Below are 13,716 nucleotides of genomic sequence, written 5' to 3' on the forward strand. Positions count from 1 at the left end.
CTTGCTCACCGCCAAGAGGTGAGGCTCCAAGGGATCGACGGGTCCGAGTTTCATCGATGCGCGGCCGGCATCTAGAGACCATTTGACTCCAATTCGAAATCGTAAAGTGTCGGTTCAATAGAATCAACTTATCGTAGGCATGCGGTATTTGTTAACGTATGTCAGCGTCGCTCCAAGGCGCCCATCCATCAGTGGCGAGGGACAAAAGCGACATGAGGATAGTCGTCCGAATATGTGGTCGGGGGCCTGGCAGCGGGAATTCGTATTCCTCGACGCAATCGGCTGCGTCCTTTGTTCGCGGCCTTAGTAGGGATCGGTCGTGACGTCGATACTGGCAAAGGACAAAGAGTCGGAAGTGATCGCCAGTTTCGCTCGCCAGGGGCTGTTGCGGATGATTGGCGCTGAACTGACAGGCCTTACGCCGGGGCGCTGCACGATCGCAGTACCATTTTCCGAGGAGGTAGGGCAGCAGCAGGGCTTTTTCCATGGGGGAATTATCGGCGCCATCGCAGACACGGCCGGCGGTTATGCGGCGCTGACATTGTTGCCGGTGGGTAGCGAAGTTCTGACACTCGAATTTAAGATCAACTTTCTCCGACCGGCCGCCGGCGACCGCCTCTCGGCTGAGGGTATGGTGTTGCGGGCGGGGCGATCAGTCTGCGTGACCCGGGTGGATATCTTCGCCGAACGAGACGGGCAACGCGCGCTTTGTGCCGCTTTGCAACAGAGTATGATGCGCGCGCCTGACCCGAGTGAAAGTCTTAGCTGAAGGCTTCCCATCCGGGCCTTTCCTGAGGAGAATCATCGAGGCGACAATGTTGAGACTGTTTTACACCCCACCATATGGTGCTGCGATAGAGCAGCTGGCGCAATCGCTGCCAGCGCACCTGCTTCTCTCAAGGCGTCGGCGGCCAATCATCAATGGAGAATGCCTATGCCCAAGGCCTACTGGATCGGCCGCGTCTCGATCCGTGACGAGCAGCGTTACCCGGCTTACCTGGCGGCGGCGAATACAGCTTTCATGAAATATGGAGGTCGCTTCATCGTGCGCGGCGGATCGTTCGAAGCCATGGAAGGGGAGTCGCGCGAGCGCAACGTCGTGGTCGAATTTCGGGATCGGTCCACGGCGGTGGCCTGCTATCGGAGCCTGGAGTACCGGAAGGCGTTGGCCATTCGTCAACTGATTGCCGATGCGGACATGATCATCATCGATGGTATCGCTGACTAACTCCCTGCGTCTGCGTGAAATTGTTTCAGCTTTCTCGGGATCAAATCATTTGCCGCGGATGCTGACGGCGTGCAGATGTCTGCGCGAACCGAACCTATGCTGCGAGATCTTGGTCGCTTACGGGTGAAGAGTGCCTTGGGAGGTGAGCCGCAGGGCGTGAGTTACTCAGACGAAAGATTGTGCTTCGTCTACCCGCCCTTCAGCCTTGCGTGACCGACACGAGAGTGATCAGTGCGGGTCGCCGACGCTTGCGACGTTAGCGAGACGAGGACAGATACAAAAATTCATTCTTTTGCAAGCACGACCGGCCACTCACGCGTGGATGACGCAATTCGGCGGCCTCGACTTTTCCGTCTCGCGCGCCTGATGCATTCACTGCAGGTCAGTCGGACCTTCCTCCCATTCGTCAATGTCAACTTGTTAACAGTGGCCCGCGCCGATGCATGCTAATCATGTCTTCCTATCAGGACCCTATGGAGACGGCATGGCACGGCAAGCGCTGCAACTCGGCAAGCATTTCGAAACCACAGTTCCCTTCTCGCTGGGGGTGGTTTGGACCGGACGCACGTTGCAGACCGCGGGGATCACGGCGCGTAATGCCAACGGCGACGTCGTCGGCGCCGGCGATATGCGTGCGCAGGTCACACAAATCTTTGCAAATCTCGCCGACATTCTGACCGCGGCCGGAGCAAGCTTCGAAAAGGTAGTGAAGTTCACGATCTTCACCACCGACATTCACCGCTTCAACGTCGATACCTCTGATATTCGCCTGGCCTACTTCAAGGGCCGGCCGGCCGCGACGCTGGTGGAGGTCTCGAAACTGGTCGATCCGCGCATGCTCGTTGAAATCGAAGCAATCGTTTGCCTGGATTGAGGATGGATCTTTCACCGACCACATCACTGCACAAATTCCTCGACAGCGAGGCGCAAGCGATCGCTGCCGCCTGTACCAAATGCGGCAAATGCGTTGAGGTCTGTCCTGTCGTTCCATTTGGCGCGGCGGCGGGCCAGCCTGCAAGCTTCGTCGCTGGCGGCATCATCGACTTTCTCGCGCGGGGGGATGCACTTGGCGCGGCTTCCGAAGCTTGGGCTTCGAGTTGCAACGGTTGCGGGCTGTGCATTCCGGAGTGCCCGGAAGGCATCAACCCGCGAAAAATGCTGGCGTTGGCAGGGGCAAAGGCGTCGTCACAGGGGTCGAAGACGCCGGAATTGTTCCGCCAGATGTCGCGCGCCATCAAGATCATGCTGGCAATGCAGATCGTTCCCGAAGAGTTTCGACGCCTGTTCACGCCACCGGCAACCCGTAGCGTGCCAGTCGTGTTTTATCTTGGATGCAACGCGCTGCGTACACCGCATCTGCTGTTCAACTCCATGGCCGTACTTGACGCGCTCGATGTTGATTACGAGGTGGTCGGTGGCCCTTCGTCCTGCTGCGGCGTCATCGCGACCAAGTGGGAAGGCAAGATCGATACCGGCGCGCGCGTGACGGCGAACACAATCGACCGTTTCGAGGGCTTTCGCCCAGAAAAAGTACTGAACTGGTGTCCGACCTGCCAGCTGCATCTCGGTGAGACGCTAGAAGGCCATCGTCCACGTTCATACGACTTCGATCACCTGACGAAATACCTAGCGAGCCGAATCGATGAATTGCGGGCAAAGTTCGTATCGCCATTCCCCAGGCGCGTCATCGTGCATGCCCATGTCGGGCGCGCCGACATCTGTCACGACGTCGACACGCTGCTGCGCGCCATTCCCGGCCTTGAGATTGTTGAGACGGTGTTCGAGTCCGGCTATACCTGCGGAGGCTCGGGCTGCAGCAAGGCGCCGGAGCTCGCCGCACGCGAGCATGCCGAGCTGATCGAACGCGCACATGCAACGAAAGCGGACATCCTTGTCACGCTCTATCACGGTTGCCATGGGGTCTTTGTGGGTGCTGAGACGCAAGGCCACTTTCGTGTGCTGAATTTCACCGATCTCCTGGTGGAAGCGCTTGGCGGAATTCCTCATCCGGACCGATTAAAGCAGTTCAGTTTGCTCGGGGATTGGCAGATGATCGTCGACGACGCCCGGCCTTACCTTCTGGCCAACGGGCTCGACATCGACCAGGACTGGCTGAAACGACATGGCCCCACACTCTTCGCCGCGCTCGAATTCAAGGGACATCTCGACTGCTTCGAGGCGCCCGGTGCGCCGGGGACAGCAGGAGCGAGACACGTCCATGGCGTTGCCGGCTGAAACCGCAATCTCGGCGCAGAGGATTTCGCCGAAATGGAGCATCGCCATCGACGGTCTCGATGCGGCGCAGCGGCAGGTGATCCTCGATCGCATGAAGGGACTTTCTTTCGACCCGCGTGAGATCCTGTTCGATCAAGGCGAGCCGAGCGACACGTTGCTTCTGATCAACGAGGGGCGTGTACGGTTATTCCAGACGCTCGAGAACGGCGAGGAGTTCGTTTTTGGCATCTGTCTGCCTGGCACAATTTTGGGATTGGCGTCAGTGGTGGCTGCACAGCCGCGTGTTCTCTCTGCGGCCGCCTTGGACCCAGCGGCTATTTCGGTAATGACACGGCAAGATTTACTCTTCTGCTTGTCGTCGATTCCGGCCTTCCACTGGAACGTAACGCGATTGCTGGCGATCCTGTCTATCGAAAGCATCGAGCGAAGCGGACCGATGGCGTTGGATTCGGCCTCCGTGCGGCTCGGCTCGGCTCTGAAATCGCTAGCGCGACCGGAGAAGGTGGCCGGCGTGGAGCGACTCGAAATTTGCGGTGTCACGCAGCAGGAACTTGCCAAAATGGTCGGCGTGAGCCGGAGTTGGGTCGCGATCGCGCTGTCGGAATTTGAGCGGCATGGGCTAATATCGAAAGGTCGTGGCCGCATCGTAATTGAGAATGTCAGACGGCTCGACGGATTCATCGCCGCCGAGCGCAACACCGAACGAGGAACTTCATGAGTGTCTACGTTATTGCCCAACTGAAATTCAAGCAACGCGACCTCTACGATCGCTACCAGTCGCGCTTCTCGGGCGTATTCAAGAACTTCGTCGGCAAGGTCCTGGTCGCTGAAGAAAATCCGTTGGTACTGGAAGGTGAATGGCCGCGCGACAAGGTCGTGATGATGGAGTTTCCCGACGCAGACGCTGCGCAAAATTTCCTGGGTTCACCCGAGTACCAGGCGATCGCGGTGGATCGTAAGGCCGGTGCAGACGGAGTGGTGCTTATGTTGCGGGGTTTAGGATAACGCAAACAGTCGATCCAGTCCGTCAACTCGTCGATTCTGTCACACAGAAAGTCTTTCAGGCTGCGAATTGACTTGGCTCTACCAGCATGCGCCGGTCCAACTCGTCATTTCCTACCATCGTAGATGCCTAGTTCCGATCACCGGATTAATTGATCCGCGCCGCGTTCTGGTGGCGCGGCTTTTTTGTTCTGGCTGTCCGTCATGCCAATGTGGAGCCCAGCTTTTGATCCGGCACGGGCGTCCAGTCGTCAGGTTGGCCGCTCGAGAGGCGCTTCGCCATCGAGCCAGTCCTGTTCGTCGGCGAGGGCACGCCACGCCTCCGCCATTCGGCGGTATCGTTTCGCTTTGATCTCATCGTTCGCAGCCTCCGCGAGTTGCAGGCAATTCTCGGCGTTCTCTCGAAACGCGCTGGATTCCTTAACGGTCGTGGTTTTTGCTTTATCCATGGTCGATCCGGCTTTTCACGCCCGAGGATCTCGGCGGGCCGTGCACAATATGAGCGACGGCCGCTTGCGCCACAAGGTCCGGCACCTGACCATCCGCCGCAAGCATGTTTTCGGCGACGCCGGCCAGAACGTGCGGGGTCTTGTTGCTTGGCTTTGGGCAGGGTGTAGGCCCGTGCGTCTGACAACGTGACGATTACCTCGCCGTTCGCGGGAGCCACGGGGCGGATGCCGCAGGAGGCTTACGCGCGGCTGTAGTAGATTCGGATGGTCGCAAAAGGCGAATGCTCACCGGCCGCTGGCAGCCCGCGCTATGCTATTTCATCCGTGTTCTGAAGCGTTGCGGCGGGAGACGATAAGCAAGCCAAGTCGGTCATTTCATAACTATGTATGTCCGCGTCTGGCGCAAAGCCGACATTCGCGAACTGACAAGAAGAAAGCTGAGATGGGGTCAGTCAGCTAACTGACAAGAAAATAGCGAAAATGGAGTCGGTCGCTAACTGATAAAGAATCGTCGGAAAGCTTATCAGTTACTTCATGTGCGAATGCCTGCTTTTTGCGTTAGGCGGACAACCGGATTAACGCTCGGCGTGCCGCATCTCGTCACCAGCCTCGTTGCACCGGAGGAAAAACTGGCCGCCGCCCCGGCGCGTATTACTCTTCCCAGTTGAACAAAATTGCGCCTGACTCAGGAAAGCAGTCCTGATTGGAGCTGCGCGGCTGGTCGCAAGCACCCTTGCAGGAGGCGGTCTGCCGTAGCGCCGGCGTGGGCGCAGTTGCAAACTTTCATTTAAGGGTATATACCTCAATTGAGATGTGGGTATGTACCGACGTTTGAGTGACTCGCTATGTCGCAGGAGGGGATGGTTTAATGCCTTTGGTAAAACTGAACATTCGTCGCGGAAGACCCGCCGAACTCAGGCGCAAGATTTTGAGTGCGGTCCAGTCTGCGCTGGTTGAGACAATGAGCGTGCCTGATGCCGACAAGTTTCAACTCGTCAATCAGTATGACGAGGAGGATTTCGTCCACACGGCGGCATACCTCGACATGAATTACTCTCGCGATCTTGTCATGATCGAGATCATTTTTATCGAGGGGCGGAGCGACGAGATTAAGAAGTCTTTGATTGCTGCGATCAGCAAAAAGATTGTCGCGGCGACCGGAATGAATTCGGATGATGTTTTCCTGATGATTCAAGAAGTTAACCGTACAAACGTCTCCTTCGGCCGGGGCGTGGCGCAGCGAGCAGCTTGAGGAGATTGTAATGAGATTTATGTCGAGACGTATGTTTTCAGCGATTGCCGTCGCAGCCCCTGCGATTATCGTGAAGGTTGGAGAGGCTGCAGCGCAAGGCGGCGGTGTCATCGACGCCAAGCTGCAGGAACGGAATATCGTGCTTCCGAAACCGACGTTCGTTCCTGCCGATGTTGCAAGAATTCCAATCAGATGGGTCATTGTGCAGGGTGACCGCGCCTACATCTCGGGGCATGTGGCATCGGATCCTGCGGGCGTCATTGGCACTGCGGAGGGCGGTCCCTATGGCAAGGTCGGGAAAGAGGTGTCGGAAAAAGAGGCGTACGATTATGCGCGGCGGGTGGGTCTTTCCATTTTGGCCGATCTGAAGCGCGAACTCGGCACGCTGGATCGGGTAGATCGTTGGCTTCGTGTTTTTGGCATGGTGAATGCCATCGACGGATTCGCCAAGCAGCCGGCGGTCGTCAATGGTTTCTCTGATCTCATTCTCGACGTGTGGGGACCGGACCGTGGCACGCATGCGCGCTCCGCTGTTGGCCTGGCTGGACTCCCGTTCAACGCTCCGGTCGAGATTGAAGCGGAAGTCCTGATACGCGCCTGACGGTTGGGCGATAAATTGACGAATCCATAATGCGGGTGTATACCCGCATCATGGATATGGATACATGCATCTGCACAGGCTTGCGGCAGGCCGCCTTTGACATCACGGAAATCTACGATTCATATCTGGAGCCGTCCGGCCTAAAGATTACGATGTTCAGGGTTCTGCGGCGGCTATCCTCCGCGGAGCAGGCTTCGATTACGGAGCTTGCCGTTATCGTGGGTGTGGACAGGAGCACGCTCGGCCGCAACCTGCGAGTCCTGGAGCGAATGAATCTTGTGGCCTTTGAAGAGGCCGAAGATGCGCGGAGCAGAACGATTGTCCTTACCGCCTTGGGCCGGACAACGCTCGCGAAAGCGACCCCGTTGTGGGTAAAAGCGCAGACAAAAATGCGTTCGGTGCTTGGAGAAGAATTGAAGTCGGTCTTTGTAGCCATGACGAAGGTCAAGCACGCAGCAGAGGCTCAATAAGGCAATCAATCTCCGGCAAAGCAATCTTCGCCCATCGATCTGGAGCGCTTCTGCGGTTCGGCGATGTTCTCGCCGTCACGTTTTTTGGACCACCTGATGAAGGATGTCGCGCAGGTCCGACGCAGCGGAAGATAGCTCGGCTCTCGTCAGCATCCGCTGTTCGATCGGAGGCAGCGGCGGAAAACCGAACTCCGTAACGGCGTCGCGAATACCTGGCGGGATGCGGTGGTGGTTGGGTGAGATGCCGTATCCGGAGCGGAGGGCTGCCCACACACTAGGGAGGACTAGGTGTTGTCAAAGACAGTGGCGCAGCCGATTATCATGCCCGATCTAATCGACCATCATCGTCGATGTGTGCAACAGAGTCGAAATGGAGCGATGCGCTGCATATTTGCTTGCGCCCTTCGCCCCTTCTGGAACCTGTTGCCAAAGCCCCCATGGGGCCGCGTCGACAGATCGACCAATCCTGAGCCGGAGTATTCCCACCGTGATGTCGCGGTCGTTGCTGCGCTGGCGCTTGCGCCTGCAATCGGCCTCGGCATCGCACGTTTCGCCTATGCGTTGGTCCTTCCCGACATGCGCGCCGATCTTCACTGGTCCTATGCGGATGCGGGTTGGATGAACACAACCAATGCCGCCGGCTATCTGCTTGGAGCCTTGGTCGCCGCACGGGCAATCGCGGCTGTGGGCGGATATCGCGTCATGGTCGCCGGCGCGTGGGTTTGCGTCGCGTCGCTTGTGCTCTGCGCCTTGTTCCGGCACACCGTTCCGCTTAATGCCGCCAGAGTGCTGGCTGGACTTGGCGGCGGCTTTGCCTTCGTGTCGGGCGGCGTGCTTGCTGCTGGTGTTGCGCAGCGCAACCCGGAGCGTGCCGCCTTCCTGCTCGGCCTGTTCTATGCCGGACCCGGCCTTGGCATCCTGCTATCGGGCGTCGCCGTTCCCTTCACCCTGGAACGCTTCGGGTCGGGATCGTGGGGCATGGCATGGGCAGCGCTCGCCATTCTCTCCTTGCCTCTCGCTTTCGGCCTCCATCTGGCGCGGGCCGAAAGCGCGACGGCTCCACCATCTGCGCAAACGAGTCCGCGCTACGGAAACATGCGCTGGCTGCTTTGCGGCTACCTGTTCTTCGGGGCGGGTTATATCGCCTACATGACCTTCATGATCGCTTGGGTGCAGGGCAGCGGCGGCGGAGTCAGTTTCCAGGCTCTATTTTGGGCGGTCATCGGACTTGCGACGATGGCCTCACCGTGGCTGTGGACCGCGATCCTCAAGCGGCTCCTGCACGGGCACGCCTGTGCTGTCCTGACCGGCATCGCCGCCTTCGGCGTCATGCTGCCGCTTATGTCAAATACGATGCCTATGTTGCTCGCATCGGCAGCGTTATTCGGCAGCGCATTTTTCGCGGTGGTGGCTGCGACGACTGCCTTCGTGCGGCGCAACCTTCCGCAAGCTGAATGGGCATCTAGCATCGGAACTCTCACCGTCGTCTTCGGGATCGGCCAGATGCTCGGGCCGGTCGCTATCGGCTTGGTCAACGATGTGATGCAGAATCTCTCGGGCGGACTATGGGCTTCTGTGCTGCTTCTGTTCATCGCCGCGATGCTCGACGCATTGCAGCGGGATCGTGGCGCAACATGAAAGGATGTCCGGGCAAGAATTCCGAGATAGAGCGACACCGGCAGGTCGCGCGGTTGGGAACCCGCAGGTGTGAACGCGATCATTCATCGTCAGGGTATGCCGCGGCTCACAAGAAGTCCCTCGTTCGGCCAGGCGAATTATTTAAGTCTCTGCAGACAACCCGGCAACTCGGCTGCGCGATCGATGACGCGGCGATTTCGGTACCCAGGATGACGTCCCGCGTCACGGATGATCGGTTGCCGGTCATCGGCAGGATCGTGCGGGTGTCGCATCTGAACTAACTATTGCGCTAGGAAGCACCATTTCGACAATCCAAGGCGAGAAATAAATTTTAGGTCGAGAATACATCCAGTCGCCAACCGAATGGAGGAAGAGAAAGCTTATCAGCTAGATTGACACTTCGAGGGCCAGTTTGTTTGTGCGGCGTATGCATCGGTTTGCTCGCGTTCTGGACATCCTGATTCAATCCGAGTAGACGGCACCCTCAATTCAGAGGAACATTCATGGCCAAGATGACAAAGAACCAGTTGATCGATGCTATTGCCGAGGCCACCCAGATTTCTAAGGGTGATGTAAAGTCCGTGATCGAGCAAATGGCAACAGTGGGCTACAAGGAACTGAATGAATCTGGCGAGTTCGTTATCCCCGGATTTGTCAAGATGTCGGTTGTGAACAAGCCTGCTACGGAAGCCCGCAGTGGCATAAATCCTTTCACAAAGGAGCCAATGGAGTTCGCGGCCAAGCCTGCTAGCAAGTCGGTTAAAGCGTCGCCGCTGAAGGTGGCGAAGGATGCGGTCTAGCCTGATAAGGAAATTACGAAATGGAGTCAGTTAGCTGACTGATAAGAAAGATGAGAAATGGAGTCAGTTGGCTAATTGATAAGCAGAAGGCGAAAATTCATCAGTCGTTTTTCGCCGGTTCCTCGCATAATGACGCGTTATGGATTCAGGTTAAATCGGCCTCGGGATGGGTAGGCTTTAGCAAGATATTCAGATTGGACCGTGCCTCTACAGCATCATACCGCTAAAAACCCTTGAAATAGCTGTCATATTGCGGACTATAGCGCTTTACGCATGGCCTGATAATCTTGTTTGTTTTTGCAGAGGAAGCGCCTGTCAGCATGAAGCGGAAGACCGTGGCTAAAAAGGTCCAGGCGCGTCGTACGCGAGAGGAACGTTCCGAGGAAACGCGCAATAAGCTAATTCAGGCAGGCGCGCGAACGGTCGGGCGTTATGGTTATGAAGGAGCTTCGATTGCACGCATTACGGCTCGTGCGAAGGTCGCGCTGGGAACATTCTACCGGCATTTTAAATCGCGTCAGGAGTTCTTCGATCAATTGCTGCCCGCCATGGGGCATACATTGATGTCCTTCGTGCAGGAGAGGGTTGATCGCGATGTGGTTGGCTCGGCGCGAGAAGAACAACGCCTTCGCGCCTACTTCGAATTTCTCGATGAGTACCCGTGGTACCATCGCCTGCTGAATGAATCAGAGGTAATGGCGCCGAAGGCCCACGCTGTCTACTTCGATCTGATGACCTCCGGTTTGGTGCGCAGCTTCCAGCGTAGCCAGAAGCGCGGCGAGTTGCGGGCGTTCAGAAGTGATGAGCTGGAAACAGTCGCCTATATCGTCATGGCATCGCGTGTCTACCTCGCGCAGCAATACGCAAAATCGAACGGAGTCGTTCAAGAACCTCCGCCGGAGGTTCTTGCGACTTACAGCAAGTTCATTCAACGCGCGCTTTTCGATTAACCGTCTCTACTATCGGTAGTTTCTAAAGAACTTCTGCATGTCTCCGACGAGGTCGTCTCCCCGTTCATAGGCGATAAAATGCCCTCCCGACGCTAGGTCAGAGCGGTGAGCGAGATTATAAGTCCGTTTCACCCATGCGTCTGGCGGTGGTGGAAATAGGTCATGTGGGCATGCCATAAACCCTGTGGGTACAGTGACTTTCTCATTCCGTCCCAGTCCCATGCCGCCTTCGAGCCGTGCTGCCGTATAAAGCCAAGTCGATGTGTGAATGGATTGAGTGACCCAATAGATCATGACGTTTGTGATGAGCTGATCAAGTGTGAACGGCGGAATGTCATTCGGGCTCTCGCTCCATCCATGAAATTTTTCGATGATCCATGCGGCAAGTCCAACTGGTGAATCGGCCAGGCCGAACGCAAGGGTTTGCGGTTTCGTGCCTTGAATGGCCTGATAGCCGCTCTCGCGCCGCAAGCGGTCGCGCGCCTTTGCGAGCCATTCGACCTCATCGGTGATGAAAGGCGCGCTGCCATCCCCGGTGTAAGGTCGCAGTCCCATGATATTGATATGAAGCGCCTTCAGGTGATGGGCAAAGTCGACGCCCAACCATGATGCAATCAGGCTTCCCCAGTCGCCGCCTTGCGCGACGTAGTTCGGATATCCGAGTACCTTACTCATCAGCTTGTCCCAAAGTGGCGCGATGTCGCGTGTCGTGATGGGACGCGAGGGTGGTGACGACCAGCCGTAGCCAGGAATACTGGGAACGATGACGTCGAACGCATCGTCGATGTTACCGCCGAATTTCTCCGGATGAGCAAGCTGTTCGATGACGTTGTCGAATTCAACGAACGAGCCGGGCCAGCCGTGAGTGAGGATCAGTGGGAGCGGATTGGTCCCGCTGCCGCGAACATGAATGAAGTGGATGTCGTAGCCGTCGATGTTGACCATGTATTGGGGAAACTGATTGAGGCGCTGTTCGGTGGCTCGCCAATCGTATTTTTCAAGCCAATGCGACACTAGCCGCTCCACGAACGGCTTATCGGTACCATAGCGCCAGCCGGCGTCCGCCGACGTGCGTGGGTAACGGGTCCTCTTCAGGCGGGTTCGGAGATCTTCGAGATCGGCGTCAGGTACTGCGATTGAGAACGGTCTGATTGCGGAAGATGCTTTGGTTGCTGGTGTGCTCATGACAGGCTCGCTTCTGTAGGATCAGGTACCGGTGAACTGAGGAGTGCGCTTTTCGCGAAAGGCGGAGATGCCTTCGCGCAAGTCGTTGGACAGAGCGTGGAGCGCCCATTCCAACTGCTCCATGCGGAGGCCAGCGGCCTTGGGCTGTTCGGGTGTTTGCAAGAGAAGCGACTTCATGCGACGCAATCCCGCCGGGCTGCGAAGCGCAAGCCGGTCGGCGAGCTTTCCGGCCTCCGTCTCTACTGCGCTGTCGTTGACGACAGCGGTAACAAGGCCAGCGAGCTTCATGTCTGCAGCGGCGTATGAATCGCCCGTGAACATCATTTCTCGGGCGCGCATCGGACCGACCTTGCGCGGCAATCGCACGGAGCTCCCGCCGCCGGGCAGCAATCCGTAGTTTGCATGCGCGTCGCCAAAACGTGCACTCTCGCCTGCGATTACCAGATCGCAAGCGAGCACGATTTCAAGCCCGCCGGCCATCGCCCAACCGCTAACCGCAGCGATGACGGGCAGGGGAAATTCTTCCAGCCGGCAAAGGAACGTGTTGAGGCGATCGACAAAGGAGTTGGGTCCGCTTTCGTATCCGGCCCCATCCGAACGCAATTGCAGTTCCTTTAGATCGGCACCGGCCGAGAATGCCCGCTCGGTTCCTGCTACGACCACGGCGCAGAGCATCCTATCCTGCTCCAATTCGGCTAGGATCTGCTCGAACGTGTTGATCATTTGGATAGTCAAAGCATTCAGCGATTTCGGCTTGTTCAAGCGGATCCACACGGTTTTGCCTCGTCGCTCCCATGCAATCGCGGGGTCAAGGCCGGTCATGACAATCTCCCGAATTCCATGCAGATTTTTCCGAAATGCGAGCCCTCGGCAATGGCGGCGATCACGCGCGGGGCTTCTTCCATCTGTTTCCCGGCTATAGAAAACGTTGGTTCGATTCGATGAACCTCAATCGCGCGCATCATGTCTTCAAATGAGCGGAGCGAACCGGCCGTGACACCCAGCAGACGTATTGCCCGCGTTACGACCTGACCAAGCGCAAGCGTCGGGGAGGGGCCCGCAAGGACACCAATAACGCTGAGCGTTCCACCTGCTTTGACGGCCTTTACCGACTGGTCGAGGTCCCCGGCGAGCTCAACCACATGGTCGATGCCCGTCGGTCCGGCGATCTCGCGCGCCCGTTTTTGCCAGTCGGGAAACGTCCTGTAGTTGATAGTTTCATCCGCGCCGATGGCCGAGGCGCGCTTGAGCTTGTCATCGCTCGATGATGTCACGATCACTCGCGCTCCAAACAATTTTGCAAACTGCAGCGCGAACAGCGATACACCGCCGGTACCCTGGGTGAGCACAGTATCGCCCGGCTTTACGCCTCCATCTGCGATCGCGCTCCAGGCGGTTAGGGCGGCGCATGGTAGGGACGCTGCGGCGGCGGCACTCAAATGGGGAGCGGCCTTCACCACTCCCAGTTCAGGTAGCAGCATGAACTGTTGCAGTACGCCTTCATGATATCCGCCCAGCATTCCCGCCCAGACGTTCTCGTGAAACGGGCCAGCGAACCAGTTCTGCGCGAAATTCGGGCAAACCATGTCGCCAATCTTCACCCGGGTGACGCTTTTTCCCGTGGCAACCACTTTTCCTGCGCCATCGGAAACGGGAATCATCGGAAGCTGTCCACCCTTCCGCCCGTACCCACCGCGAACCATCACCACATCGCGGTAGTTGATCGATGCGGCCTGCATTTCGACGATTACGTCGAACTCGCCGGGGATGGGATCTGGCCGAGCACCGGTTCGCAGGTTCTCTAGTCCCCAAGCGTCACGAATTTCCATAACCTTCATTTTTGCCTGTCCTGCAATGGTTTCTGCGCCGCGACACCGCCATTGTCGCGTTGCTACAAAGTAGAATA

At 57.6% G+C, this 13,716-nt stretch carries 16 protein-coding genes and 2 pseudogenes; 14 read left to right on the forward strand and 4 right to left on the reverse strand.

Features of this window, described 5'->3' with window-relative positions; translation table 11 throughout:
- Positions 1 to 319: 319 nt before the first annotated feature.
- From HNQ36_RS24975 to HNQ36_RS25000, 7 genes and pseudogenes are all read left to right on the forward strand, one after another.
- Positions 320 to 769 (forward strand): PaaI family thioesterase, encoded by a 450-nt coding sequence (locus tag HNQ36_RS24975; RefSeq protein WP_347340010.1) that lies wholly within the window; start codon positions 320 to 322, stop codon positions 767 to 769.
- Between the two features lie 165 nt (positions 770 to 934).
- On the forward strand, positions 935 to 1,228 hold the full coding sequence (locus HNQ36_RS24980) for a DUF1330 domain-containing protein (protein ID WP_184090414.1): 294 nt from the start codon (positions 935 to 937) through the stop codon (positions 1,226 to 1,228).
- A gap of 484 nt (positions 1,229 to 1,712) precedes the next feature.
- Positions 1,713 to 2,102, forward strand: a complete 390-nt coding sequence (locus tag HNQ36_RS24985) for a RidA family protein (protein WP_184090416.1) — start codon at positions 1,713 to 1,715, stop codon at positions 2,100 to 2,102.
- A 2-nt stretch (positions 2,103 to 2,104) separates the two neighbouring features.
- Positions 2,105 to 2,362: pseudogene (locus HNQ36_RS26725) on the forward strand (4Fe-4S binding protein); the annotation flags it as partial.
- A gap of 87 nt (positions 2,363 to 2,449) precedes the next feature.
- Complete coding sequence (locus HNQ36_RS24990) at positions 2,450 to 3,463, forward strand: heterodisulfide reductase-related iron-sulfur binding cluster (protein ID WP_246395537.1); 1,014 nt, start codon at positions 2,450 to 2,452, stop codon at positions 3,461 to 3,463.
- Positions 3,447 to 4,181: a Crp/Fnr family transcriptional regulator gene (locus HNQ36_RS24995; RefSeq protein WP_184090422.1), complete on the forward strand. Its 735-nt coding sequence runs from the start codon at positions 3,447 to 3,449 to the stop codon at positions 4,179 to 4,181. The genes HNQ36_RS24990 and HNQ36_RS24995 overlap by 17 nt, the downstream gene beginning before the upstream one ends.
- Positions 4,178 to 4,468, forward strand: coding sequence for a DUF1330 domain-containing protein (locus HNQ36_RS25000; RefSeq protein WP_184090425.1), 291 nt, complete (start codon positions 4,178 to 4,180; stop codon positions 4,466 to 4,468). Before HNQ36_RS24995 ends, HNQ36_RS25000 begins: the two co-directional genes overlap by 4 nt.
- 248 nt (positions 4,469 to 4,716) lie before the next feature.
- Here the strand turns inward: HNQ36_RS25000 and HNQ36_RS25005 are convergent, their stop codons facing one another.
- The gene (locus HNQ36_RS25005; RefSeq protein ID WP_184090429.1) at positions 4,717 to 4,914 is read right to left on the reverse strand and encodes a hypothetical protein; all 198 of its coding nucleotides are present in this window, start codon (positions 4,912 to 4,914) and stop codon (positions 4,717 to 4,719) included.
- A gap of 835 nt (positions 4,915 to 5,749) precedes the next feature.
- Between HNQ36_RS25005 and HNQ36_RS25010 the strand changes: the two genes are divergently transcribed.
- From HNQ36_RS25010 to HNQ36_RS25035, 7 genes and pseudogenes are all read left to right on the forward strand, one after another.
- Positions 5,750 to 6,166, forward strand: coding sequence for a tautomerase family protein (locus HNQ36_RS25010; RefSeq protein WP_184090432.1), 417 nt, complete (start codon positions 5,750 to 5,752; stop codon positions 6,164 to 6,166).
- A 19-nt stretch (positions 6,167 to 6,185) separates the two neighbouring features.
- Positions 6,186 to 6,767: a RidA family protein gene (locus HNQ36_RS25015; protein ID WP_246395538.1), complete on the forward strand. Its 582-nt coding sequence runs from the start codon at positions 6,186 to 6,188 to the stop codon at positions 6,765 to 6,767.
- A 50-nt stretch (positions 6,768 to 6,817) separates the two neighbouring features.
- A complete protein-coding gene (locus tag HNQ36_RS25020; RefSeq protein WP_210312207.1) occupies positions 6,818 to 7,237 on the forward strand; it encodes a MarR family winged helix-turn-helix transcriptional regulator in 420 nt (139 codons plus the stop codon).
- A 423-nt stretch (positions 7,238 to 7,660) separates the two neighbouring features.
- A complete protein-coding gene (locus HNQ36_RS25025; protein WP_184090438.1) occupies positions 7,661 to 8,875 on the forward strand; it encodes a YbfB/YjiJ family MFS transporter in 1,215 nt (404 codons plus the stop codon).
- A gap of 69 nt (positions 8,876 to 8,944) precedes the next feature.
- Positions 8,945 to 9,203: pseudogene (locus HNQ36_RS26340) on the forward strand (IclR family transcriptional regulator); the annotation flags it as partial.
- 175 nt (positions 9,204 to 9,378) lie between these two features.
- Positions 9,379 to 9,675 (forward strand): HU family DNA-binding protein, encoded by a 297-nt coding sequence (locus tag HNQ36_RS25030; protein WP_184090440.1) that lies wholly within the window; start codon positions 9,379 to 9,381, stop codon positions 9,673 to 9,675.
- Positions 9,676 to 9,995: 320 nt separating this feature from the next.
- On the forward strand, positions 9,996 to 10,625 hold the full coding sequence (locus HNQ36_RS25035) for a TetR/AcrR family transcriptional regulator (RefSeq protein WP_184090443.1): 630 nt from the start codon (positions 9,996 to 9,998) through the stop codon (positions 10,623 to 10,625).
- Positions 10,626 to 10,634: 9 nt separating this feature from the next.
- Here the strand turns inward: HNQ36_RS25035 and HNQ36_RS25040 are convergent, their stop codons facing one another.
- From HNQ36_RS25040 to HNQ36_RS25050, 3 genes are read right to left on the reverse strand one after another with little or no spacing between them, the layout of a single operon-like run.
- A complete protein-coding gene (locus HNQ36_RS25040) occupies positions 10,635 to 11,810 on the reverse strand; it encodes an epoxide hydrolase family protein (protein ID WP_184090446.1) in 1,176 nt (391 codons plus the stop codon).
- 21 nt (positions 11,811 to 11,831) lie between these two features.
- A complete protein-coding gene (locus tag HNQ36_RS25045) occupies positions 11,832 to 12,632 on the reverse strand; it encodes an enoyl-CoA hydratase/isomerase family protein (protein WP_184090449.1) in 801 nt (266 codons plus the stop codon).
- Positions 12,629 to 13,648 carry a zinc-dependent alcohol dehydrogenase family protein gene (locus HNQ36_RS25050; protein ID WP_184090452.1) on the reverse strand — a complete coding sequence of 340 codons (1,020 nt, stop codon included), beginning with the start codon at positions 13,646 to 13,648 and terminating at the stop codon, positions 12,629 to 12,631. Before HNQ36_RS25050 ends, HNQ36_RS25045 begins: the two co-directional genes overlap by 4 nt.
- Positions 13,649 to 13,716 lie beyond the last annotated feature (68 nt).

The sequence above is a fragment of the Afipia massiliensis genome, from assembly GCF_014203115.1.
GTDB lineage: Bacteria > Pseudomonadota > Alphaproteobacteria > Rhizobiales > Xanthobacteraceae > Afipia > Afipia massiliensis.